We start from the raw sequence: 23,479 nt of genomic DNA on the forward strand, positions 1-23,479 counted from the left end.
AGGGCTTAAATTATCATCTTCTCGATTGGCACTACTAAAATGCCTTGTGCACCAAGTGCTTTTAATTGCTCAATAATATCCCAAAACTCACTTTCTTTCAATACGCTATGTACGCTGCTCCAGCCTTTTTCTGCCAATGGCAATACAGTTGGGCTTTTCATGCCTGGCAAAATGCTAATGATTTTTTCTAGATTCTCATTAGGTGCATTTAGCAAAACGTACTTATTATTCTTAGCTTTTTTTACCGATTGAATTCTGAACAACATCTTGTTTAACACTTGTTGTTGTTCTTGGTTCAAGTTTTTGTTTTTAATTAAAATAGCTTGCGATTGTAAAATGGTTTCAACTTCTTTTAAGCCATTCATAAATAGGGTAGAACCGCTACTTACTAAGTCGCAAATAGCTTCTGCTAAACCAATACCTGGTGCAATTTCTACACTACCACTAATCTCATGTATATCGGCTTTAATACCTTCTTTATCTAAAAAATCTTGAACAATAACAGGGTAAGAAGTGGCAATTTTTTTGCCTTCTAAAAATGAAGCATTTTCATAGTTCACACCTTTACTTACGGCAATGCTTAATCTGCATTTACTAAAGCCAAGTTTTTCTACTAAGTCTACTTTTTTCTTCTTTTCAAGCACCACATTTTCGCCTACAAAGCCAATATCTGCAACGCCATCTTCTACGTATTGAGGAATATCATCGTCACGCAAAAAATAAACTTCTAATGGAAAATTACTTGCTTCAGCTTTTAATTTATTTACACCATTGCTAATGTCTATACCACATTCTTTCAATAGCTTCATGCTGTCATCGTGTAAGCGTCCACTTTTTTGTATCGCTAATTTTAGTTTGCCTACCTCATTTGAAGCTGAAGTATTTGCTGCATCGCTCATATCAATTCTATTTTAATAATTCAGTAAAAAGCAATAAAAAAGGACTTACGTAAGTAAGCCCTTTCAATGTTTTATAATAGTAACACAAAACACCAATCGCTTACCAGCTTGGTAATAAATGATGGTGGTGGATATGTGTTGTTTGTTTCATGGCGCAAAAATAGGGTAAAACCTAAACCAACAAAATTTTATAAGCGGTTTTTACAGAATTGACATAAACGTAACTTGAGTGCCTAAACTAAAAAGTTATGAGATTATTGAAACAATTGCTATTTGCGAGTAGCTTGTTTTGCGCAAGCACTATACTAGCTCAAGACGCAATTACTTATCAATTACCACCTAAAGACATTGCTGATTTATTACTGGCTAAACCTACACCAAGCGTAAGTATTGATGGTAAAGCAGAATGGATGTTGCTAAGCACTAGAAATTCGTATCCATCAGTTGAAGAATTGGCTATGCCTGAATTTCGTATTGCAGGCTTGCGTATCAATCCTAATAATTACGCACTTAGCAGACAAACATTTATTAATGATTTTACACTTAAAAACATTAAGGCCAATAAAGAATTTAAAATTGTTGGCTTGCCTGTGCCATTGCTTGCTAGCAATGTAAGTTGGTCACCTAATGAGAAGAAAATAGCATTTACACAAACAAACGGTAAAACGGTCGATTTGTACATTGTAGATGTGCTAACACAAAAAGCTACCAAGCTAAACAAGCAGCCTGTGAATGCTATCCTTGGCGCATCTTACACATGGCTTGATGATAATACTATTTTGTATAAAGCGGCTACTAAACCAGCAAGTGCTTCACCTGCAAAAAGTCTTGCACCAAGTGGTCCAACGGTGCAACAAAATCTTGGAAAAGCCGCACCAAGCGCAACTTTTCAAGACTTAATTAAATCACCCTATGACGAAAAATTGTTTGAGTTTTATGGTACATCACAATTGGTGTTGAATAAAAATGGTGTAGAAACTATAATAGGTAAACCAGCTATTTATGCTTCATTTTCACCATCACCAGATAAAAAATATTTGATGACCAAAGTGATTAATAAGCCCTTTTCATATTTGGTAACTGCGCAAGGTTTCCCATCTACCATTAACATTACAGATATGTCAGGTAAAGTGGTAAAAGTATTGGCAGATTTACCTTCTACAGAAAGTAGACCAAGTGGTTACGATAATGTACAGAATGTGCCACGTAGTTTTGATTGGCGTGATGACGAGCCTGCAACCATTACTTGGTGTACAGCCTTAGACAGTGGGTTAATAAAAAAGAAAATGGATTATCATGATGCAGTGTATGCATTGTCTGCACCTTTTTCTGGCGAAGCCAAAGAATTATTTAAAACACAAATGCGCTATAGAGGTGTTCAATGGGGTGATGCAACGATAGCATTAATTCAAGAAGGCTCACAAGCAAAACAATTAAGTAAAGTTAGCTTGTACAATCCAATATCTAATGCAGTAACAGTGTTGTTTGAGCGTAACCAAACGGATGCTTACAATAGCCCTGGTGCACCTGTAACTACTAAAAATAAATACGGTAGAGATGTGATTTTAACTACTGATGGCGGCACTAAAATTTTAATGAATAATACAACTGGTTCTTCACCAAAAGGTGATTTGCCATTTCTTGCTAAGTTTGATGTTGCAAGCAAAAAGAATGACATTATTTGGCGCTGCCAAGAAGGCTACTTTGAGTATGTAACAGATGTGCTTGATGCTAATAAGTTGGTGTTACTAACTAGAAAAGAATCACAAAAAGATGTGCCTAATTATTACATCAAAAACTTGCAACTAAAAATAGCTGATGTACCACTAACGCAGTTTAAAAATCCATACCCACAACTAGAAGGTGTAACCAAACAGAAGATTCAATACAAGCGTGCCGATGGTGTAGATTTAACAGGTGACTTGTATTTGCCAAAAGGCTATAATAAAGAAAAGGACGGGCCTTTGCCAGTATTTATTTGGGCATATCCAAGAGAGTTTAACAGTGCCGCTGATGCGGCGCAAGTAAGAGGTAGTCAAAATAAATTTACCTTAATTAGTTCTGGTGGACCATTGTTTTTTGTAACACAAGGTTATGCTATTTTAGACAATGCTGAGATGCCAATTGTAGCTGCCAGCACAGACAAAAAGCCGAATGATAATTTTGTACAACAGTTACAATTAAATGCAGAAGCTGCTATTAATAAGTTAGCAGAAATGGGTGTTGGTGATAGAAACAAAATGGCTGTTGGTGGTCACAGCTACGGTGCATTTATGACCGCTAATTTGCTAGCACATACCAACCTGTTTAAAGCTGGTTTAGCACGTAGCGGTGCTTATAACAGAACACTTACACCGTTTGGCTTTCAGAACGAAGAACGTACCTATTGGCAAGCCCCTCAATTGTACTACGAAATGAGCCCTTTCAGTTATGCTGATAAAATTAAAACGCCCATTCTGTTAATTCATGGAGATAGCGATGATAACCCCGGTACTTTTCCTATTAATAGCGAACGTTTATTCAATGCTATCAAAGGTCATGGTGGTGTGGTAAGATATGTGAGCTTACCTTTTGAAGCGCACGGTTATAGAGGTAAAGAAAACTTATTGCACATGCTTTGGGAAATGAATAATTGGCTAGATAAGTATGTGAAAAACGCTAAATAGAATTACACATTTTCTTGAGTAATAAAAACGTCCTTCTCGCAATGCGAAGGATGTTTTTTATTTTATGACTTACTCAACACTCAACTTTATATCAATAACTTTTAGTTGAATGGTTGTTTCGTTATTCCAAGTATTTTCGTCAATTGTGTACACAATGTCTAATGGTTCTTTCATTTGCAGTAAATGAAACTTGTCAGCCATATTAAAGCCAATGCCAGACATAGTTACATTTTGTTGTCGTACCGCAAATTTCACGTGCTGCTCTTTTACTATTCTGCTAAAGCCAGTTTCTACCACTTTTCTAGTTACAAAAACAGGTCGCATATTGTCTGGACCAAATGGTTCCATCTGACTAATAATTTTGTAAAATGTAGGGGTAATTTCGCTAAACTTTAGTTCAGCATCAATCACTATTTCAGGAATTAATAATTCTGGTGTAATGCTTGCTGCTACTGCTTTTTCAAAAGCTTTACTAAAGTTATCAACTTCTTCTGGTAGCAATGTCATACCTGCTGCAGCAAAGTGCCCGCCATAGCCTAGCAAATGTTTCTTACAAGCATGTATTGCTTCGTATAAATTAAAGCCCGAAACGCTTCTTGCACTACCTGCAACAACATCGCCACTTTTAGTAAGTACTATGGTTGGTCTATAATAGGTTTCTATTAATCTACTTGCTACGATACCTACCACGCCTTTATGCCAGTGCGATTGATATACAACAGTCGATTTTCGATGCAGCATATCAGGATTTCCCTCAATCATTGCAAGCGCTTCCTCTGTTATGGTGCTATCAGCTTCTCTTCGGTCAGTGTTGTCTGTTTGTAATATTTCTGCAAATGCCAATGCTTTATCAAAGTCTTGTTCTATAAACAATTGCACAGCTTTCTTCGCATCATCCATTCTGCCTGCGGCATTAATTCTTGGGGCTATTACAAACACCAAATTGTTAATGTGCATTTCCTTTGTTACAGACGACAATTTTATCAGTGCCTTAATGCCAGCACAAGGATTTTCGTTTACTTTTTTGATGCCGTAAAAAGCCAGTATTCTATTTTCACCTGTGATAGGTACAATGTCTGCTGCAATAGCAGTAGCTACAAGGTCTAAGTATTGTAAATGGCTTGAGTCAGGTAGCTGTAATCGTTCGCTTATGGCCTGCATTAGTTTAAAACCTACACCACAACCACAAAGCTCTTTGTAAGGATAGCTACAATCAATTTGCTTAGCATTTAAAATGGCTACAGCCCTTGGTATTTCTGCATCAGGCAAGTGATGATCACACACAATAAAGTCAATACCAAGCTCTTTTGCATAAGCAATTAGGTCTACACTTTTTATACCACAGTCAAGCGAAACAATTAACGTAATACCTTGCTCTTTTGCATAATCAATACCCATTTTACTCACACCGTAGCCTTCTTTATATCTATGAGGTATGTAGTAATCAACATGTGGGTAAATGCTTTTTAAATATTGAAACATACTAGCCACACTAGTGGTACCATCAACATCATAATCACCAAAAACTAATATTTTTTCGTTGTTTTTAAAGGCTGCTTCAATTCTTGCAACAGCTTTATCCATGTCTTTCATCAGCCATGGGCTGTGTAATTGCGAAAGCTGAGGTCTAAAATAATCTTTGGCTTTTTCATAGCTATCAACGCCACGTTGTACCAGCATTTGGCAAAGCGTTCTGTTTACTTTCAGAGCGCTAGTAAGGCTATCAATTAAGCCTGTTTCTGCCGATAATATTTTCCAACGTTTTTGCATTTATTATTTTGGTTACAGGCTTTTGTAATACTATTAAACTTCGTTGCGTCGCACACTTAAACGCTTTGTACTTTGTTTAGCAATTTTGACAAACCTTAGTATTGTCTGTCTGTGGTGTATCTTACTAGCTCTTCAAGTGCTTGTCTTGCTTCACTATCTTCAAAACTGTGTAATATTGCAAGTGCTTCGTCTCTAAAGGCGAACATTTTTTTAGTAGCGTAATCAATACCACCACATTGGTTTACGGCATCAATTACATAGGCCACTTTTTCAGGCACCGTGTTTTGGTTTTTAATGATGTAAATGATTTTCTTTTTAGTGGCTTTATCGCAAGTATTAAGCGTATAAATTAATGGTAGCGTTAGTTTTTTCTCCTTAATATCATTGCCTGTGGGTTTGCCTATATCTGCTGTGCCATAGTCAAATAAGTCATCTTTTATTTGAAAAGCCATGCCTACTTTTTCACCAAACAAACGCATCTTTTCAATCGCGGTTTCATCTTCAAAAGTGCTGCTAGCACCAGCAGCACAAGCAGAAGCTAATAATGAAGCAGTTTTGCCATTAATTATGTCGTAATAAATTTTCTCGTCAAGGTTTAAGTTTCTCGATTTTTCTAATTGCAACAATTCACCCTCGCTCATCACTTTCACTGCGTTTGTTACGATTTTTAAGATAGCGTAGTCTTTATTATCAAGCGGTAGTAACAATCCTTTTGCTAATAGATAATCACCCACAAGTACTGCAATTTTATTCTTCCACAAAGCATTAATACTAAAAAAGCCCCTTCTTTCTTCTGCTTCATCTACAACGTCATCATGTACCAAAGTTGCTGTATGCAAAAGTTCAACTAATGAAGCTGCTCTGTAAGTAGATTCGGTTATTTCTCCACCTAGCTTTGCACTAAGTAATACAAACATTGGTCTCAATTGCTTTCCTTTACGCTTTACTATGTATTGCATTATTCTGTCAAGCAGTGGTACGCGGCTACGCACAGCTTCTCTGAAATGTTCTTCAAAAAGTACTAACTCTTTTGATATTATTTTTCTTGCAATTTGCATAATTAAGAGGTGCAATATAAATTTCTAACTTGGTTTTAAGCTTAAAAAAGAAAATTCTAAAATTAATTTTCCAATAAATGACAAAATATAGTCTTTTGATTTTGGTAGTTACAATGTAAACCTTATTTTTGTTAAAAGTATTTCATAAATTTTGTGGCACACTTTTAGCACTAAAACAAAAAAATTATTCAAAAAAACAATTTTATGGCAAGCAAAAAGTACACTCTTTTAGTAGCTGTGTTAGTTATGTTACAAATAGCTGGCAATGCTCAGACAAAAACAGATTGGGGTTGGGATTGGAAAGATTCTTCTAAAGTTCCTACCAAATCTATCCCTCAATACAATGAGTTTTTAAACAATCAATTTCCTTATCCACCAAAACCAAGAAATGCTTGGGAACTAGGATTTACATTGGGACACATGATTGTTATTGGCGATATCCCGGCATTTACAAAAAGCCGAGGTAGTAACAGCTATAACAATGGTGGCTACTTAGTTGGTGCATCACTTAGAAAATCTATAAGCCACTTAGTTTCTTTGCGTGGTAGTATTTACTTTTCTCAAGCCAGCATTCCTGCTATTCCTGGTAAAACAAGTTTTATTAAAACAACAATGTTTACTGGTTCTTTAGACGCCATTTTCTCTATTAACGCTTTAAGTTTCTACAGGGGTAATCCAAAATTTGATTGGTATGGACTAGTGGGTGGGTCTTTAGCTAGTGTTAGTTCCAAAGACAAATCTGGCAATAAATTAAGATTACCAGGGGAAAATACTCTATCAAAAGGTGGAACCACAGTGATAGTGCCAACTGTAAATTTTGGTGCTGGTGTTTCTTATAAAATTAATAATAAGTTAAATATTGGTGTAGAGGAAAAACTTATAGCTCCGACCTATGGATATGATTATCTGGACGGATTTAAACCTTCTACTGGATATTCTGCTCCAGATATTATTGCATTTACCGCTATCAGATTAAATATTAATCTTGGTAACTAGTAACTTTTTTAAATAATTGACTAAAAAAATATTTATGAATAAAATTAAATTCTTATTGATTATTGGTTTACTAGCCTTTATTCAAATAGGTGCAGACGCACAATCAAAAACTGGTAAAAAAAGAGTTGAACCTTTATATTGGTTAAATCCTAACAATTACGCTTACAGCGAGTTGAATGCACCTAAGCACATGAAATTGCCTAAGGTTGTATTACCAGATGCTGATAAAGACGGTGTAACTGATCAGTTCGATTTAGAACCAAACACACCAGCTGGTGCTGCTGTAGATAATCACGGTGTTGCTAAAGATACTGATGGTGATGGCGTACCTGATTACAAAGACAAAGAGTTATTAACTTCTCAAAAATGTTTCCCGGTAAATGCCGATGGTATTGGTACTTGCCCAGAACCAGCATGTTGCACTGAATTAAGAACTGCTATCGCAAATATTAAAGTAGCACCAGCTACACCAGTTTGTGCAATTGCTAGTTTACCAAGTGTACAGTTTAAAAAAGGTGCTACTTTAACTAAAGACGCTGAAACTGTTCTAGCTTCTGCTGCTGCTCAAATAAAAGCTAACCCAGATTGTAAAGTAAAAGTTATTGGTTATGTTGGTACAGCAACAGCTTCAAAAGCAGCACAGCAATTAAGCTATGATAGAGTATCTGCCGTGATTAAATATCTTGTAGAAAAACAAGGTATTTCTGAAAGCAGATTATTATTCTTTTATGGCGAAAATGGTGATGCTAACACTGTAGATTTACAAGGTACTACTGAAGATGGTCCTAATACAGTTCCTGCACCTCATCCAAACTTAAGATCTAAATAAGATATTTATTCTTTATAAAAAAGGCTGTTTCAATTTTGAAACAGCCTTTTTTGTGTTATTATTAACCGTTTTGCTGCCATAGTAAACATCTTAGTGCATATATTGCGAACAATTAACTATTTTCGCAGACTTTTATGAATAGGATTCTACTTTTTTCAATTTTATTGGTCGCTTTGGTATCTTGTAACTCAAAGTTTGGTGTAATACTAAAGAGTAAAGATTACGAATACAAGTATAAAATGGCTGAGCAATTTTACACAGAGAAGAAATACAATTTTGCTCAAGTTTTGTACGAAGATTTGTCGCCTTATATAAAAGGTTCGGCTAGATATGAAGATCTTTATTATAAGCTGGCTTACTGTTATTACTATCAAAAGGACTATGTAAATGCTGAGAATTTATTTAAGTCATTTACAGAAACTTTTCCTGCTAGTAACCGTTCAGAAGAGTGTGAATACATGAGAGCTTATTCTTTTTACAAGCAATCACCTAAGGTAGAATTGGATCAAACCAATACTAATAAGGCAATGAGTTTGTTACAGGCTTTTATTAACACGCATCCAAATTCGCCAAAAGTAAAAGAAGCTAATTCATTAATGGATGAGTGTAGAGAGAAGCTAGAAGAGAAAGAGTATAAAAGTGCTGAATTGTATTACAACTTGGGTTATTACAAAGCTGCAGCGATTGCATTTGGAACAATTTCTGAAAATTTTCCAGATTCTAAAAATGCAGACCAATACAAACTCTTAGTTATTAAATCGTACTTTAAGTACGCTGAATTGAGTTTTGAGGAAAAACAAAAAGAACGTTACGAAAAGGTATTGAGCGAATGTGCTGACTTTATAGAACGCTTTAATACAAGTAAGTATTTAGATGAAGTAGTAAAATATAAATCTCAATCAACTAATTTTATAAAAACACAACAAAATGAGCAAACTAAAAAAACACTTTAATAGCAGCAATGTACCTGCGGTTGTAGAAACCAAAAGCTTAGTTGATATTAAAGCTAAGACTGGTAATTTATACGAGTCTATCGCTATTGCATCAAGAAGAGCTAACCAAATAAATATTTCTATACGCGAAGAATTGCACAATAAGCTAGAAGAATTTGCTAGCCATACCGACAGCTTAGAAGAAGTGCATGAAAACAAAGAGCAAATTGAGATTTCAAGAGCTTATGAGCGTATGCCAAATCCAGCTATTTTAGCAACACAAGAATTTATGGAAGACAAAATTTACTTCCGTAAAAACGACAACGATTTATTCAGATAGAAGATATCGAACGCAATTTGTAAACGGCAGTCTTTGTACTGTCGTTTTTTATTACTTTCATTTTGTAAAAATGCTAGCAGGTAAAAAAATATTAATCGGTATTTCAGGCAGTATTGCTGCCTACAAAACCATTTTGTTAGTAAGGCTTTTGGTAAAAGCTGGTGCAGAAGTAAAAGTAGTACAAACTGAAGCCTCGAAAGATTTTGTGTCGCCTTTAGTGCTTGCTACATTATCTAAAAATAAAGTACTGCATGATTTAGCTACTAATGATGAATGGGCTAACCATGTTGCTTTAGGTAGATGGGCAGATGTTTTTATTGTTGCACCTTTAAGTTGTAATACATTGGCCAAAATGGCTAATGGCATTTGCGATAATTTATTGATGGCTACTTATTTGTCAGCAACTTGCCCAGTGGTGGCTGCGCCAGCTATGGATGAAGATATGTGGCATCATGGCACTACAAAGCGTAATCTTTCACTACTAGAAAGTTATGGTAACACTATTATAAAAGTAAACGCTGGCGAACTAGCTAGTGGTCTTATTGGTGAAGGTAGAATGGCTGAACCAGAAGAAATTGTAACCTTTCTTGTAGAGTATTTTTTTAGAAATAATACTTTAAAAGGTAAAGAAGTATTGGTGACTGCTGGCCCTACTTATGAGCCAATTGACCCTGTTCGTTTTATTGGTAATCATTCAAGTGGTAAAATGGGTTTTGCTATTGCGGAAGAATTGTACCTGCAAGGTGCAGATGTAACCTTAGTAACTGGACCAACTCACGAAACTTTAGCATACAAAGGCATTACTCGTAAAGATGTAAGAAGTGCACAAGACATGTACAATGCTTGTCACGAGCAGTTTGCAATAACTGATATTGCTGTAATGAGCGCTGCTGTTGCTGATTACACACCTGAAACCATTGCTACTGAGAAAGTAAAAAAGAAAGAAGATAGTTGGGCTTTAAGCTTGACGAAAACTAAGGATATTCTATTTAGTCTTGGCCAAATAAAAAAGCCACATCAGTTTATAGCGGGCTTTGCATTAGAAACTAATAACGAAAAAGAAAACGCACTTGGTAAACTTAGAAATAAAAACGCTGATTGTATTGTACTAAATTCATTGAATGACAATAGTGCAGGCTTTGGTTTTGATACCAATAAAATAACTATTTTACACAAGTCTGGGGAAGAAATAAACTTTGCATTAAAGTCTAAAAAGGAAGTTGCAAAAGATATTGTATCATTTATTATTTCGAAAATACATGGTTAAGAAAAATGTTTTAATGCTTGCCATTGCCTTATTATCACTGCCTGTTTTTGCGCAAGAATTTCAGGCTAAGGTGACGGTAAATGCTAGCAGAATAAATAGTACTGTAGATAGAAAAGTGTTTACGACACTTCAAAATCAACTCAATAATTTCATTAATAACCGAAAATGGACAACTGATCAATTTAAGGCCAACGAAAAGATTGAGTGTAGCTTTTTGCTAAATCTTGAAAGCATTGCAGAGACAAATGTTTACAAAGCATCATTGATAATTCAAGCGGCAAGGCCAGTTTTTAACAGTAGTTACCAAGCTGCTTTACTTAACTATCAAGATGCTGACCTTACGTTCAAATATATTGAGTTTCAGCCCATAGAGTTTAATGAAAACCGTGTACAAGGTAATGACCCATTGATTGGTAATTTAACTGCAACGCTTGCTTTTTATTGCTACACCATATTGGGTTTAGATTATGATTCATTTGCCCCAAAAGGCGGCGATAAATTTTACCAAAAAGCACAAAGCATTGTAAACAATGCACCTGAAGCTAGCAATATTAGTGGCTGGAAATTATTTGACGGTTTGCGTAACCGCTATTGGCTAAACGAAAACTTGATTAATACAAGATACAATATTATTCACGATGTTATTTACTCGTACTACCGTTCTGGGTTAGATAAAATGTACGATAAAGAAGCTGAGGCAAGAGCTAGTTTACTGCAAACACTTACGCAGCTACAAGCATTTAACCAAGAAAATACAAATACCATGTTTGTGCAAGTGTTTATGCAAAGCAAAACCACTGAACTAATAGGTGTTTTTAAAAAAGCGAACAACGCAGATAAAGCCAAAGCCATTGAACTGCTAAGCAAACTTGATATAACCAATAACCAACGCTTTAAAGACGAGTTGAAATAATGAGAGCTATAGTGTATGTGATAATCGTAACTTGTTTGGTCGTTGTTGCTTGTGACAAAAAACCTAAAGCTAACGAACCATTGGCTATTAACGATATGAAAACCATTTTGTGGGATATTGAAAATGCAGATGTTTGGTTCAATCAAATACCTATGGCCGATTCTGTACACAAAACTCGACAAATGAACATTCAGTTGTACGAACAAGTATTTGCTTCGCATAATATCACCAAACAACAATTTTACAATAGTTATCAATATTACCAAACTAGGCCCGACAAAATGAAAGTATTGATAGATTCAGTGGTTGCTTATGGTGAACGTGTAAAAGCGAGCTACAAAGGTCCAAGAAAATACTAGTTATTTCCATTGTAACGCCTTGTTGGCAACGGCTTCTATATCATGTAGCATCATGCATTTAAAATGCTTTTTAGGGCAAGTTTTAGTGCCAAAATTGCTACAAGGCTGACAGCTTAACTCAGGCACTATAAAGTTTTCGTACATACCTGTACGATTACCATAATACGGTTCTACATCAAGTTTAGGCGAAGTGCCGCCCCAAATGGCCAATACTTTTTTGCCCAACGCACAAGCAATGTATTGTAAACCTGTATCGTGAGAAATAACCAACTTGGAAAGTCGCACCAAATCTGCAGATTCGTTCAGGCGAAATTTGCCGCAGGCGTTATAAATTTTAATATCATCTACACTAGCTACCTGATTACCTACTTCTGCATCTTCTTTACCGCCCAATAAAACAATGGGATAATCTATTTTTAAACACAGTTCTTGTAACTTTTGTACAGGTAGTTTTTTGGTAAAATAAGAAGCGCCAATAACGATGGCTATAAACCCAAAACGATGCTGCGCTGGTAAATCGGTGATTGGTACGACGTCTTTTTCGGGTATAAAATAATCTAAGCCTTTACCATCGTTCACCACGCCAAGTGGTGCTAAAGTATCTACACATCTATCGCTAATATGCCTACCACTCATGCGGTTGATGCCAAAATTTGTTAGTAGAAACTTTGCCCAACTTTCTTTTTTGTAGGTAAATGATGGGCAGTCTAAAGCGAGTTTTATTCTAAAAGTTCTAAAGTTTTTGTGTAAGTCAATGATATAATCGTATTGCTCAAGTTTAAGTTCTGCAATAAGGCTATCGAGGTTGTTGTTTAGGTAAAAGAACTTGTCGATATAAGGATTGGCTTCGGTAACGGCTTTAAAGCTTTGCTTGCTTAAAAAATGTACTTCTGCATTGGGTATTTGCTGTTTTAAGCAGCGAATGGCAGGTGTAGCCAATACAATATCACCAATAGAAGAGAAGCGAATGACCAAAAATTTTACCCCTGCCCCTGAAGGGTGTTTTTTTAAATCGCTATTATCGTTACTAATCTCAATCATTTATCAAAGTTTTTATTATTCCCTTTAGGGCTAGGGATGCTCTACATAATTCAAATCCTTATGAAAGGTTTCTTCTGAGAAAAAGGCTGATAGTAGGGCAATACTCATCACAATACAGCCTGTAATAATGCCGCTTTTTGTTAGTGAGTACTCCCAACTTTTTACAAATAAATCAAAAAATAGTAAGTTGATTAAATACAATCCACCACGCACCATATTTGGTATAGTAGTAGCGGCAGTAGCACGTAAGTTGGTGCCAAATTGTTCTGCACCCATGGTTACAAAAATGGCCCAGAAGCCAGTAGAAAACCCTAGTAAGCCACACACCAAATACATTTTGTCGTCATTTTGTATAAATGGACTGAAAAACAAAATCAAGGATGCAATGGTAAGGCCGTAAAAGCTAAACAAGGCTTTCTTTCTGCTTTGTAAATATTGGCTAAGTAAACCTATTAAAATATCGCCGAAGGCAATGCCTACATACGCAAACATGATGGCTCTGCCACTTTCTATATGGTTATCGCCATAAAATTCTTTTGCAAAGCGATTACTATAATTTACCAAAATACCAATCACATACCAGGTAGGCAAGCCAATTAAAATAGCTAGCATATACTTCTTAAAACGTGTGCCTTTGGTAAAAAACATCAAGAAATTACCACGCTGTACATCTTGCTGTTTGGCCTGCTGAAACATACCACTTTCAGCCACTGAAATGCGTAACAATAATAGCCCTACACCAAGACCACCACCTATCTTGTAACACAAGCGCCAGTCACCAGTAAGTTTAAATGTAAAGTAGGCAAACACAGCACCAAACAAGCCCACACCAGCCACTAGCGATGTACCCACACCACGTTTGTTTTGTGGTAGCAATTCGCTAATTAACGTAATGCCTGCACCAAGCTCGCCTGCAAGGCCAATGCCTGCTACAAATCTTGCCCAAGCATAATGCTCTACTGTTTGAATATAACCTGTTACAAAATTAGCCACAGAATACATGGCTATTGAACCAAACAACACGCTCAATCTACCTTTTTTGTCGCCAATAACGCCCCAAAGAATACCGCCAATTAATAAGCCTACCATTTGCCAGTTAATAATCTTGGCACTTGCAGCAAGTACTGCTACCTTATCTGTAAGAATTACGCCTAAGCCTTGCAAGCTTGGTTCACGTACAATGGTAAATAGTAATAAGTCGTAAATGTCTACAAAGTAGCCAAGCGCAGCTACAATAACTGGTATAGAAAAAAGCCCAAATTGTTTTTGTTGTTGTGTCATGGTTGTCTTGTTTGTCACCACATAGGCAGATAGTCACATAGTTTTAGTGAGTCTCTATTTTGTGCCTTAGTGTCTATGTGGTTAGTTGCTTTCTACAAAATCTAAATCTTTATTAAACGTTTCCTTGGTAAATAATACCGATACCAAGCCTGTGATAATTACAATAATAGCGGTTACCCAAGCTGCTGTTACGTAGTTATTTAACACCGTTTCGCTTCTTAAGAATTTGAATAATAGTATGATTAATGGCAAGAAGCCACGCACCAAATTAGGAATAGAAATGGCTGCTGTTGCTCGCAAGTTAGTACCAAATTGTTCAGCACTCATAGTAATATACAATACAGAAATACCTGAACCAAAACCAAGACCCATGCATAAGAGATACATATTACTAGCGCTACCACCACCTTTTAAGATGAAGAATAAGGCAATAAATACAGATAAAATGAAATAGTAAATAAGCAAGGTTTTCTTACGGCTTTTAAAGTAATTGCTTAATAAACCTGCACCCATATCACCAAAGGTTAAAGCGGAATATTGAAACATTAAAGCTTTGGGTTGATCAAAGCCTGTAATACCGAAACGTTTGGCAAATTCATCTGAGAAACTAATTAATACGCCAATTACAAACCATACCGGCAAGCCAATTAAGATAGAGCGTAAGTAGCGCCAAAAGCGCTCCCAACTAGTAAAGAACATAGCAAAATTGCCCATTTCGGTAGATTGTTTTTTGGCAGTATCGTATATAGTACTTTCTAAAACGCCTACACGTAAAAACAATAGCATAAAGCCCATAGCGCCACCAATGTAATAACACAAGCGCCAGTTTTCACCACTTAAAGCATACACATAATAGGCGGCAATAGTGCCTAGTACACCACTTGTAGCAATGATAGAATTGCCAATACCACGCTTATCTTTTGGTAGCATTTCGCTTACTAGTGTAATGCTTGCACCAAGCTCGCCAGCAAGACCAAGTGCAGCTATAAATCTTAGTATGGTATATTGTTCTACAGTTTGTACCAAACCATTGGCTACAGTAGCGGCAGAATACAAAACGATAGAACCAAACAATACACTCTTACGCCCTTTTTTATCGCCTAGCATGCCCCATAAAATGCCACCCACTACAAGGCCAAGCATTTGCCAGCTTACGACACTTTCACCAAATTCTTTGGCTAGCGCATCAGGTACATGTAGTTCAGCCAAACTTTTTTTGCGAACGATATTAAACAGCAGCAAATCGTAGATATCAACAAAAAAACCAAGTGAACCAACAATTACAGGAAGTGATAGAATACCATATTCCTTCTTTGTCATGGTGTATATTATTTCTGGGTTGAAGAAGCTTTACCAAACACTAGTTTCACAATAACAGGCGCTGTGGTTACAAACACAATACCTAGTACTATTACTTCTAAATGTTGTTTCAAGTCGAAATGAAATTGGTTTAAAATCCATTGTTGTAAAAAGTGACCACCAAGTATCATACTAGCTACCCAAGCAATGCAACCAACAATATTAAAGAACGTAAACTTTTTATTATCCATGCCTACTATACCAGCAATTATTGGTGCAAACGTTCTTACAATAGGTACAAAGCGGGCAAATACAATGGCACCACCACCATGTTTTTCGTAAAAGTCATGTGCTTGGTGTAGGTATTTCTTTTTAAATAAAATATTATCATTCCATTGAAACATTGCAGTGCCAATGCGTCTGCCAAACCAATAGCCTGCGGCATTACCTAAAATACCTGAAGCGGTAATTAAAGCAATAATTATTAATAAGTTTAGGTACACATTGCCAGTATCAAATACCGATGCAGCTAGTTTATCGCTAAAAATGCCTGCTACAAATAGTAATGAATCACCAGGGAAAAAGAAGCCAATAAACAAACCTGTTTCTGCAAAAATGATGAGTAAAATCAACCACAAACCACCATTAATTATATAGAACATTGGGGTTATTAAATCCTTCCAAGTAAACTGTTTGTGTGCAATGGCATTAATCTCGCCTTTTACGTGTTGTATAGTAATAGCAGTGCTATCGTATTTTTCTTTGTTGATGGTAATTGAGTCGCCAATACTTGCTTTAAGTGTCACCAAACCACGGTTATTAGTAGTGGCAGTTTCTCCTGTTTTTACTACTGTTACAGTCGCATCTTTTATTTCGGTTTCGTACTGATTACGAACGGTTACTACTACACTATCAGATTGTGCAATACACGAAAGCGATGTTACAACTAGCAAACAGATAAGACTAAAAAAGTGTTTCATCAGTGGATTATTAAGTTAAGTTGCTTTAGGTCTTAAAAAGAATTATGCTTCTTGTGGCTGCACGTTTTCTAGCGCTCCTTCCCATTTGCTTACAACGCTTGTAGCCAAGGCATTACCAAGTACATTGGTTGCTGTACGTAGCATGTCGCAGAAATGGTCAATTGGTAATATTAAAGCCACACCTTCTGGTGGTATTTTAAACATAGAGCAAGTAGCCAATACAATAATTAATGAAGCCCTTGGTACACCTGCAATGCCTTTACTAGTAAGCATTAACACTAATAACATAGTAAGCTGTGTGCCAATATCTAAATGAATACCATAAGCTTGTGCAATGGCAAGGCTAGCAAATGTCATGTACATCATGCTACCATCAAGATTAAACGAATAACCCAATGGTAAAATGAATGATACAATATTGCTTTTGCAACCAAAACGTTCTAGTTCTTCTGTCAGTTTAGGAAAAACCGCCTCGCTACTTGTGGTGCTAAAAGCAATTAATAATGGGTTGCCAATGTGTTTAAGCATTACAGGTAAGCGTTTGCCCAATACTAAAAAGCCTATTAAAATCATTAATGCCCAAAGGCAAGCTATACCAAGTGTAAAGTAGCCAAAGTAGATAAAGTAGAATTTAAAAATACCTAAGCCTTTTTCTGCAACCACAGCAGCTAGTGTACCAAACACACCTACCGGTGCAAAATTCATAATAAAGCCTACTATTTTTAAAATAATATGCGCAGCTACATCTAGTGTTTTTACTACTGGCTTAGCGTATTCACCAAGGCTTGCAGCGGCCACACCAAAAAATATTGAGAACACCACAATTTGTAGAATCTCATTGTTAGCCATTGCTTCAAAGGCGCTAGATGGTACAATGTGCTCAACAAATTTTTGTAGAGAAAATTCTGAGGTTTTACTCATCAAATCTTTCAGGCCAGAGTTATCAGCTTGTGTTAAATCAATATAGCTACCAGGGTGCAATACATTTACCAATAGCATACCTATTAATAAACTCACTAGCGATGCTGAGAAAAACCACAACATAGCTTTACCACCCACACGACCTACCGTTTTTAAGTCGCCCAGTTTAGCAATACCAACTACCAACGTTGTAAATACCAATGGTGCAATAATGGTTTTTACCAAACGGATAAAAATAGTACCAAGTAGTTTAATGTTTTTGGCAAATGCGCTTATTGTTTCAGGCGCTCCATAGGTATGAATTACCAAGCCCACAGCTATACCAAGCACCATGGCCACTAAAATGGCGGTCGTTAATTTATTTTGTTTCATCAGCTACAATTTAGTCAGTACCGCCACCCACATGCAGCAGTAGTTTTGCTTGGCAATATAGGCATTAACACTATAAAAAAGCGATACGCATCATTTACTAAACAATAAATACGCTGTGTTTGCGCTACTTGGTCATTTTTCATCGACTAAATCACTAGAGCCGCTTTGTTTTATTTTGGCGTGCCCCTTTGGGTCGGGCTATTCGCTGCAATCTTTTTGCCCTTCGGGACAAAAAGGATTTCCACTTCTATCCCTCACGCAATAGTGCTATCAAGCTAAAAATCTTTCAAATATTACAGTAATTTAAAAGCAATCTTTAGGATGTTTTCTTCCAATCATAGGTAATCAATTCAATTATTTTTAGTCAGCGGTTAAAAATAAATTTGGTAAAACTAAAAATATTAGTATTTTGCGGCTAAATCAATTAGTTATGAGTTACGCAGGCAAAAACTTTCGCTACCTCCGCAAACTTAGAGGTTGGACACAAGAAGAATTCGCTAACAGACTAAACGTTAAGCGCTCACTTGTAGGTGCATACGAAGAAGAACGTGCCGAACCACGTTTAGATGTGCTTGAAACCATGAGTGTTATTTTTAAGCTAAGCTTAGATGAACTACTGTTGCAAGATTTATCTGAAGTAAAAGGCAGTACATATATAGAGCAGCGACGAAAACTAAAATCGGCTGTACAAAGTGTAAGTATTCAGTTTGTACCAGTTAAAGCAGCTGCAGGTTATCTAGCCGGTTATGCTGATCCTGATTTTGTAGATGAATTAAACACATTTACATTACCAATGCTAGCACCAGGCCAGTATCGAGCATTTGAAATTGTAGGCGATAGCATGTTGCCTACACCAAGTGGTAGCGTAATTGTAGGCGAAAAAGTAGAAGCGCTAGACGATGTAAAAAATAGTAATAGTTACATCGTACTATCAAAAAGTGAAGGCATTGTTTACAAGCGTATTATGAGAAATAATCGTATTAAAAACAAACTCACATTGGTAAGCGATAATCCTATTTACGAGCCATATAATGTAAGTGAAGAAGATGTGCTTGAAATTTGGAAAGCTGTCTATATCATGCAAAAAGCTAACACCGTGCAACGTTGGGATGTTAATCAGCTAGCAGGTATGGTAAATAATTTGCAAGAACAAGTGTCTACACTTAAAAAGAAACTAAATTAATTTTTATAGGGGTTAGTTAAGTACAAGGCTGCTATTCTTAGCGGCCTTTTTAATTGCTACCAGTTGTCAATAAAATAAATTGTAGTATTGACATTTAATAATAATATTGCAATACAATTATTAACCAAATACAGCCGTATGAATCGTTATCTTTTATCGCTTTCTGTAGTAGCAACCTTGCTTACTACTGCATGTAACAATACCTCAAAACCAGCCGATGCAGCAAGTGCAGATACTGCTATTACTGCTATAATACCAGATGCTAAAGCTTTTCAACAAACTATTGATGGCAAGCAAACTAACTTGTATGTACTTAAAAATGCTAACAACATGCAGCTTGCACTGACTAACTATGGTGGTCGTTTTGTAAGTCTATTAGTGCCAGATAAAAATGGTAAATTGGTAGATGTTGTTGTTGGTTTTGATAACCTTGATAGTTTTAAACTAAACAAAGAAGAACCTTATTTTGGTGCAACTATTGGTCGCTATGGCAACCGTATAGCTAAAGGTAAATTTACTATTGACGGTAAAGAATATAACCTAGCCATTAATAACGCACCTAATGCTTTACATGGCGGGCCAAAAGGTTTTCACTATGTAGTTTTTGATGCCAAACAAGTAGGTGATAGTGCCTTAGAATTAAGCTATTTATCAAAAGATATGGAAGAAGGTTATCCTGGCAACTTGAATGTTAAAGTAACTTACACCGTTACTTACGATAATCAAGTACGCATGGATTATGAAGCTACAACTGATAAAGCAACCATTGTAAACCTAACCAATCATGCTTATTTTAACTTAAATGGTAGTGGCACTATTTTAAACCACAGTATGATGGTAAATGCGGCAACTTATCTACCTGTAGACAGCACTTTAATACCAACTGGTAAAGCTGAACCTGTTGCTGGTACACCATTTGACTTTACTACAGCTAAAACTATTGGCGAAAGAATTAACGATGCTAATGAGCAACTTAAAAATGGTAAAGGCTACGATCATAACTATGTATTAAATACTTACAAAGGCACAGGTTACAACCTTGCAGCATCTGTTGTGGGCGATAAAACTGGTATCGAAATGCAGGTATTAACCGTAGAGCCGGGCTTACAGTTTTACAGTGGTAACTTTATGACTGGTAAAAACAAATGCAAATACAACACTACAGATACGTTGCGTTCAGCATTTTGTTTAGAAACACAACATTATCCAGATTCACCAAACCAGCCACAATTTCCTAGCACTGTATTAAAGCCAGGTGGTGTGTATAAAACCACTTCTTTCTATAAGTTTTTAGTGAAAAAATAATCTGCATTTAGCTTTATAAAAAATCCCTCAACTGATTATTTGGTTGAGGGATTTTTATTTGCATAAACAGTTAGTAATGATTATTTTAATTATGCTTAATACCCATATTTTTCATGCCACCTTTCTTTTAAAAACTTGCGCAATTCATTTTCTCTGGCATTATTGCCAGGCTTATAAAAGCTTTTGCCTACTAGTGGTGCAGGCAAATATTCTTGTGGTATAAAATTGTTGTCGCCAAGGTGCGAATACTGATAATTTTTACCATAGTTCATGTCTTTCATCAGCTTAGTAGGTGCATTGCGAATGTGCAATGGTACTGGTAAATCACCATGCTGCTGAACCGCTTGCAAAGCACTACCAATGGCTTCGTAAGCGGCATTGCTTTTGGCCGATGAAGCTAAATACGTAGCACATTGGCTTAAAATAATTCTGCTTTCTGGGTAGCCAATTTTGCTCACGGCATCAAAAGTTGCATTCGCTAGTAGCAACGCATTTGGGTTAGCATTACCAACATCTTCACTCGCGAAAATCAGCATTCTACGAGCAATAAATTTTACATCTTCACCGCCTTCTATCATGCGGGCAAGCCAGTAAACAGCACCATTTGGGTCGCTGCCACGCATACTTTTTATAAAGGCAGAAATTATATCGTAATGCTGCTCACCTTGCTTATCGTACAGGGCTATTTTTTGCTGCGCAATGGTCATCACCATGGCATCGGTTACCACAATGTCTTGTTGCTTGTGCTGACTAATCACTAGCTCAAACAAGTTCAATAATTTCCTCGCATCACCACCAGAAATTTTAATCAATGCAGCCGTTTCTTGTAGGGTAATGTTGTGCTGTTGCAGCACCGCATCTTTGGCAATTACTTGGTGCAATAAATTCACCAAATCTTGTTCCTGCAAGGCACGCAACACATACACCTGACTTCTACTTAGCAAGGCGCTGTTCACTTCAAACGATGGGTTTTCGGTAGTAGCACCTATCAACGTAATCGTTCCTTTTTCTACCGCACCAAGCAACGCATCTTGCTGGCCTTTGTTAAAGCGGTGAATCTCATCTATAAATAAAATCGCTTTACTCAGTTTCCTCGCTTGTTCTATTACTTCACGTACCTCTTTTACGCCACTACTTATGGCACTTAATTGAAAATAACCAATGTTCAATGTATGCGCAATAATATTGGCAATAGTGGTTTTGCCCACACCAGGCGGCCCCCACAAAATCATCGATGGTATTTGCCCCTGCTCAATGGCTTTACGCAATATGCTGCCCTTGCCAGTCAGGTGTTCTTGCCCTATCAACTCGTCTAAAGTAGTAGGGCGCATTCTTTCGGCTAAAGGCATGTTGGTCGTCATAACAAAGTACTTTCACACAAAGAACGCAAACAAAGCAAATTGTTGGTAGTAAATTTTTGGTAACCAGCATTAGTACTACTATGTAACATCGTTGCGTCGCACACTGCATCGTTTCGATACGCTATTCAGCTTTTATCGTAGCGTAATTTTTTCACGCAATGATGCTATGAAAGCGAAGAAAACATTTGATGGTATGTATAACTTGATATATACTTGTGTTATTTGTAACCTTATGACAAAACTGAATAACTAATTATGTCAGCAATTGATGTTTACAAACACAACCTTTTAGGTTTTATTGAATGCCCCTCGACAAATGGCTTTGTCAATTTTAATGAAGAAACAAGAAAACTTGCTGTATACGAACTGTTAGAAAATATACCAGCAGACGAGTTATGCTTTGATGGAAAAATTGGCGATATTCTTCTTGGTGGAGGGAAAGGCGAAGCCCCAGCTTTTAGAATTTCAAATCCAATAGCTTTTCAATTTTTCACATCGGATGAAAATACATTTATTGATTTAAAGTTTGAATACTTGAGCGATATATTCAAAGCATTTTGGACACCAACACAGTCTTATATTCTTTGTGAAGGCTTCTTGAAGCTAGGTTGGACAGCTAATATTGATATTGAAATGTGGTTAGCAGAAAACATTTGCAAACTTTTGATTTCGACTATTGACAAGTATTCAATTTATAAAACAAAACAACTTGACTTAACAACAAAATTATTTTTTTCAAACAACACTGTTTGATGGATTGCCAACCTAGCAGTTCCATATTTTCTATTAAAGCATAATGAACTATAAATTATTGGGGTCTAAAATCCTTCACATCTGCACTTTTCAACCATCCACAAAAATCGCTACCAAATAAAAACACCTTGCAAACTTTATTTACAAGGTGTTTATTTTTTTTAAGAATACCATTGCCCCTAGTGTTATCCTTTTGTGGTTGTAGCTTTTGGTGGCTTTGGCGAGTCATCTACCGTGTAGCCATAATTGCCTAAGGTTTTTGGCGATTTACTAAATACACCCTTTAAAAAGTCACGGGTACTTTTAAGCCCTTCAGGAATGCCATCCATCAGTTTGTTTCTGTCTTCATAGGCTTTTTCCATTTTCTTCTGTAGTTCTTCAGCTTCTTGGTGCTTGGCCAATGCTAGCGGAATGTTTGGCCCTACAGCATCCCATTTAAAATCTTGCATTACTTTAAGCACACTATTAGCCCCATCAGTTGTGTGTTTTTTGTAAATGTTATCAGCTAGTTTCAACTGATCCTCTACATTAGTAGGAATGTCAATACGCAAAGGTGTTTTTGGCATACTTGCTTATTTAAAAAGTTATATAATACCATAAATGTAAAAAATAGTTGCTGCATGTTTGGTTTAATTGTAGGATTATTTTTTAACATGTTTATCCACAAAAAACACGTTTTAGGTGGGGTAAAAACATTTTTGGTGGGGTAATAATATTCTAGGTGGGGTAATAATATTCTAGATGGGGGTAAAATATTCTAAATGGCACTTAGAAGATTAAAAATACCACCTAGAACATTCAAAACGGCGTTTTGAAATTTCAAAATGGCATCTAGCAATTTCTAAACGGTGTTTTGAATAGTAAATAGGCATCTAGAACATTCAAAACGCCACCTAGCAATTTAAAAATGGCAAAATGAAATTGGTGGGTGGGGGAAGGGTGAAAATCTATGAT

21 protein-coding genes are annotated in these 23,479 nt (G+C 36.3%); 11 read left to right on the forward strand and 10 right to left on the reverse strand.

Features of this window, described 5'->3' with window-relative positions:
* Nucleotides 1–5 precede the first annotated feature (5 nt).
* Nucleotides 6–899: an ATP phosphoribosyltransferase gene (gene hisG / locus ACT9TX_RS01145; RefSeq protein ID WP_481336283.1), complete on the reverse strand. Its 894-nt coding sequence runs from the start codon at nt 897–899 to the stop codon at nt 6–8.
* A 248-nt stretch (nt 900–1,147) separates the two neighbouring features.
* On the opposite strand from hisG, the gene ACT9TX_RS01150 reads away from it, so the two are divergent.
* Entirely contained in the window at nt 1,148–3,565 is a 2,418-nt protein-coding gene (locus ACT9TX_RS01150; RefSeq protein ID WP_481336284.1) for an alpha/beta hydrolase family protein, read from the forward strand.
* A gap of 69 nt (nt 3,566–3,634) precedes the next feature.
* Here ACT9TX_RS01150 and recJ read toward each other — a convergent pair whose 3' ends face one another.
* Nucleotides 3,635–5,335: a single-stranded-DNA-specific exonuclease RecJ gene (recJ, locus tag ACT9TX_RS01155; RefSeq protein WP_481336285.1), complete on the reverse strand. Its 1,701-nt coding sequence runs from the start codon at nt 5,333–5,335 to the stop codon at nt 3,635–3,637.
* Between the two features lie 95 nt (nt 5,336–5,430).
* Nucleotides 5,431–6,393 carry a polyprenyl synthetase family protein gene (locus ACT9TX_RS01160; RefSeq protein WP_481336286.1) on the reverse strand — a complete coding sequence of 321 codons (963 nt, stop codon included), beginning with the start codon at nt 6,391–6,393 and terminating at the stop codon, nt 5,431–5,433.
* A 204-nt stretch (nt 6,394–6,597) separates the two neighbouring features.
* Between ACT9TX_RS01160 and ACT9TX_RS01165 the strand changes: the two genes are divergently transcribed.
* The 7 genes from ACT9TX_RS01165 (at nt 6,598) to ACT9TX_RS01195 (ending at nt 12,029) form a co-directional block, all read left to right on the forward strand.
* Nucleotides 6,598–7,389, forward strand: coding sequence for a hypothetical protein (locus ACT9TX_RS01165; protein ID WP_481336288.1), 792 nt, complete (start codon nt 6,598–6,600; stop codon nt 7,387–7,389).
* Between the two features lie 34 nt (nt 7,390–7,423).
* Nucleotides 7,424–8,218, forward strand: coding sequence for an OmpA family protein (locus ACT9TX_RS01170; RefSeq protein ID WP_481336289.1), 795 nt, complete (start codon nt 7,424–7,426; stop codon nt 8,216–8,218).
* 134 nt (nt 8,219–8,352) lie between these two features.
* Nucleotides 8,353–9,171, forward strand: coding sequence for an outer membrane protein assembly factor BamD (locus tag ACT9TX_RS01175; protein ID WP_481336290.1), 819 nt, complete (start codon nt 8,353–8,355; stop codon nt 9,169–9,171).
* Nucleotides 9,146–9,490: a DNA-directed RNA polymerase subunit omega gene (locus tag ACT9TX_RS01180; RefSeq protein WP_379012589.1), complete on the forward strand. Its 345-nt coding sequence runs from the start codon at nt 9,146–9,148 to the stop codon at nt 9,488–9,490. The genes ACT9TX_RS01175 and ACT9TX_RS01180 overlap by 26 nt, the downstream gene beginning before the upstream one ends.
* Nucleotides 9,491–9,560: 70 nt before the next feature.
* Nucleotides 9,561–10,757, forward strand: coding sequence for a bifunctional phosphopantothenoylcysteine decarboxylase/phosphopantothenate--cysteine ligase CoaBC (coaBC, locus tag ACT9TX_RS01185; RefSeq protein ID WP_481336292.1), 1,197 nt, complete (start codon nt 9,561–9,563; stop codon nt 10,755–10,757).
* A complete protein-coding gene (gene porD, locus ACT9TX_RS01190) occupies nt 10,750–11,670 on the forward strand; it encodes a type IX secretion system protein PorD (RefSeq protein ID WP_481336293.1) in 921 nt (306 codons plus the stop codon). The genes coaBC and porD overlap by 8 nt, the downstream gene beginning before the upstream one ends.
* Nucleotides 11,670–12,029, forward strand: coding sequence for a DUF4296 domain-containing protein (locus tag ACT9TX_RS01195; RefSeq protein WP_481336294.1), 360 nt, complete (start codon nt 11,670–11,672; stop codon nt 12,027–12,029). The genes porD and ACT9TX_RS01195 overlap by 1 nt, the downstream gene beginning before the upstream one ends.
* On the opposite strand, the gene ACT9TX_RS01200 is transcribed toward ACT9TX_RS01195, so the two are convergent.
* The 5 genes from ACT9TX_RS01200 to ACT9TX_RS01220 all read right to left on the reverse strand — a co-directional run bounded on the left by ACT9TX_RS01200 (nt 12,030) and on the right by ACT9TX_RS01220 (nt 17,923).
* Nucleotides 12,030–13,070, reverse strand: a complete 1,041-nt coding sequence (locus tag ACT9TX_RS01200; protein ID WP_481336296.1) for a glycosyltransferase family 9 protein — start codon at nt 13,068–13,070, stop codon at nt 12,030–12,032.
* Between the two features lie 30 nt (nt 13,071–13,100).
* On the reverse strand, nt 13,101–14,351 hold the full coding sequence (locus ACT9TX_RS01205) for an MFS transporter (RefSeq protein WP_481336297.1): 1,251 nt from the start codon (nt 14,349–14,351) through the stop codon (nt 13,101–13,103).
* An 81-nt stretch (nt 14,352–14,432) separates the two neighbouring features.
* Nucleotides 14,433–15,671, reverse strand: coding sequence for an MFS transporter (locus ACT9TX_RS01210; protein WP_481336298.1), 1,239 nt, complete (start codon nt 15,669–15,671; stop codon nt 14,433–14,435).
* A gap of 8 nt (nt 15,672–15,679) precedes the next feature.
* Nucleotides 15,680–16,630 carry a DedA family protein gene (locus tag ACT9TX_RS01215; RefSeq protein ID WP_481336300.1) on the reverse strand — a complete coding sequence of 317 codons (951 nt, stop codon included), beginning with the start codon at nt 16,628–16,630 and terminating at the stop codon, nt 15,680–15,682.
* Between the two features lie 42 nt (nt 16,631–16,672).
* Nucleotides 16,673–17,923, reverse strand: coding sequence for a dicarboxylate/amino acid:cation symporter (locus ACT9TX_RS01220; protein WP_481336302.1), 1,251 nt, complete (start codon nt 17,921–17,923; stop codon nt 16,673–16,675).
* Between the two features lie 430 nt (nt 17,924–18,353).
* Here ACT9TX_RS01220 and ACT9TX_RS01225 point away from each other — a divergent pair, with 430 nt between their 5' ends.
* A complete protein-coding gene (locus tag ACT9TX_RS01225; protein ID WP_481336304.1) occupies nt 18,354–19,106 on the forward strand; it encodes an XRE family transcriptional regulator in 753 nt (250 codons plus the stop codon).
* 138 nt (nt 19,107–19,244) lie between these two features.
* Entirely contained in the window at nt 19,245–20,411 is a 1,167-nt protein-coding gene (locus tag ACT9TX_RS01230; RefSeq protein WP_481336305.1) for an aldose epimerase family protein, read from the forward strand.
* Nucleotides 20,412–20,506: 95 nt separating this feature from the next.
* Here the strand turns inward: ACT9TX_RS01230 and ACT9TX_RS01235 are convergent, their stop codons facing one another.
* The gene (locus ACT9TX_RS01235) at nt 20,507–21,772 is read right to left on the reverse strand and encodes a replication-associated recombination protein A (RefSeq protein ID WP_481336307.1); all 1,266 of its coding nucleotides are present in this window, start codon (nt 21,770–21,772) and stop codon (nt 20,507–20,509) included.
* 255 nt (nt 21,773–22,027) lie between these two features.
* Here ACT9TX_RS01235 and ACT9TX_RS01240 point away from each other — a divergent pair, with 255 nt between their 5' ends.
* On the forward strand, nt 22,028–22,525 hold the full coding sequence (locus tag ACT9TX_RS01240; RefSeq protein WP_481336308.1) for a hypothetical protein: 498 nt from the start codon (nt 22,028–22,030) through the stop codon (nt 22,523–22,525).
* Between the two features lie 185 nt (nt 22,526–22,710).
* Here ACT9TX_RS01240 and ACT9TX_RS01245 read toward each other — a convergent pair whose 3' ends face one another.
* On the reverse strand, nt 22,711–23,091 hold the full coding sequence (locus ACT9TX_RS01245) for a hypothetical protein (protein WP_481336309.1): 381 nt from the start codon (nt 23,089–23,091) through the stop codon (nt 22,711–22,713).
* Between the last annotated feature and the right edge of the window lie 388 nt (nt 23,092–23,479).

The organism is Parasediminibacterium sp. HNIBRBA5674 (genome assembly GCF_056745525.1).

What these genes read in the sequence shown, in the direction of transcription:
- ACT9TX_RS01215 (WP_481336300.1), bottom strand. Translation starts at nt 16,630, where the DNA reads ATGAAACACTTTTTTAGTCTTATCTGTTTGCTAGTTGTAACATCGCTT.
- coaBC (WP_481336292.1), top strand. Translation starts at nt 9,561, where the DNA reads ATGCTAGCAGGTAAAAAAATATTAATCGGTATTTCAGGCAGTATTGCT.
- ACT9TX_RS01210 (WP_481336298.1), bottom strand. Translation starts at nt 15,671, where the DNA reads ATGACAAAGAAGGAATATGGTATTCTATCACTTCCTGTAATTGTTGGT.
- ACT9TX_RS01165 (WP_481336288.1), top strand. Translation starts at nt 6,598, where the DNA reads ATGGCAAGCAAAAAGTACACTCTTTTAGTAGCTGTGTTAGTTATGTTA.
- ACT9TX_RS01150 (WP_481336284.1), top strand. Translation starts at nt 1,148, where the DNA reads ATGAGATTATTGAAACAATTGCTATTTGCGAGTAGCTTGTTTTGCGCA.
- ACT9TX_RS01220 (WP_481336302.1), bottom strand. Translation starts at nt 17,923, where the DNA reads ATGAAACAAAATAAATTAACGACCGCCATTTTAGTGGCCATGGTGCTT.
- ACT9TX_RS01225 (WP_481336304.1), top strand. Translation starts at nt 18,354, where the DNA reads ATGAGTTACGCAGGCAAAAACTTTCGCTACCTCCGCAAACTTAGAGGT.
- ACT9TX_RS01195 (WP_481336294.1), top strand. Translation starts at nt 11,670, where the DNA reads ATGAGAGCTATAGTGTATGTGATAATCGTAACTTGTTTGGTCGTTGTT.
- hisG (WP_481336283.1), bottom strand. Translation starts at nt 899, where the DNA reads ATGAGCGATGCAGCAAATACTTCAGCTTCAAATGAGGTAGGCAAACTA.
- ACT9TX_RS01230 (WP_481336305.1), top strand. Translation starts at nt 19,245, where the DNA reads ATGAATCGTTATCTTTTATCGCTTTCTGTAGTAGCAACCTTGCTTACT.
- recJ (WP_481336285.1), bottom strand. Translation starts at nt 5,335, where the DNA reads ATGCAAAAACGTTGGAAAATATTATCGGCAGAAACAGGCTTAATTGAT.
- porD (WP_481336293.1), top strand. Translation starts at nt 10,750, where the DNA reads ATGGTTAAGAAAAATGTTTTAATGCTTGCCATTGCCTTATTATCACTG.
- ACT9TX_RS01240 (WP_481336308.1), top strand. Translation starts at nt 22,028, where the DNA reads ATGTCAGCAATTGATGTTTACAAACACAACCTTTTAGGTTTTATTGAA.
- ACT9TX_RS01205 (WP_481336297.1), bottom strand. Translation starts at nt 14,351, where the DNA reads ATGACACAACAACAAAAACAATTTGGGCTTTTTTCTATACCAGTTATT.
- ACT9TX_RS01245 (WP_481336309.1), bottom strand. Translation starts at nt 23,091, where the DNA reads ATGCCAAAAACACCTTTGCGTATTGACATTCCTACTAATGTAGAGGAT.
- ACT9TX_RS01160 (WP_481336286.1), bottom strand. Translation starts at nt 6,393, where the DNA reads ATGCAAATTGCAAGAAAAATAATATCAAAAGAGTTAGTACTTTTTGAA.
- ACT9TX_RS01200 (WP_481336296.1), bottom strand. Translation starts at nt 13,070, where the DNA reads ATGATTGAGATTAGTAACGATAATAGCGATTTAAAAAAACACCCTTCA.
- ACT9TX_RS01180 (WP_379012589.1), top strand. Translation starts at nt 9,146, where the DNA reads ATGAGCAAACTAAAAAAACACTTTAATAGCAGCAATGTACCTGCGGTT.
- ACT9TX_RS01170 (WP_481336289.1), top strand. Translation starts at nt 7,424, where the DNA reads ATGAATAAAATTAAATTCTTATTGATTATTGGTTTACTAGCCTTTATT.
- ACT9TX_RS01235 (WP_481336307.1), bottom strand. Translation starts at nt 21,772, where the DNA reads ATGACGACCAACATGCCTTTAGCCGAAAGAATGCGCCCTACTACTTTA.
- ACT9TX_RS01175 (WP_481336290.1), top strand. Translation starts at nt 8,353, where the DNA reads ATGAATAGGATTCTACTTTTTTCAATTTTATTGGTCGCTTTGGTATCT.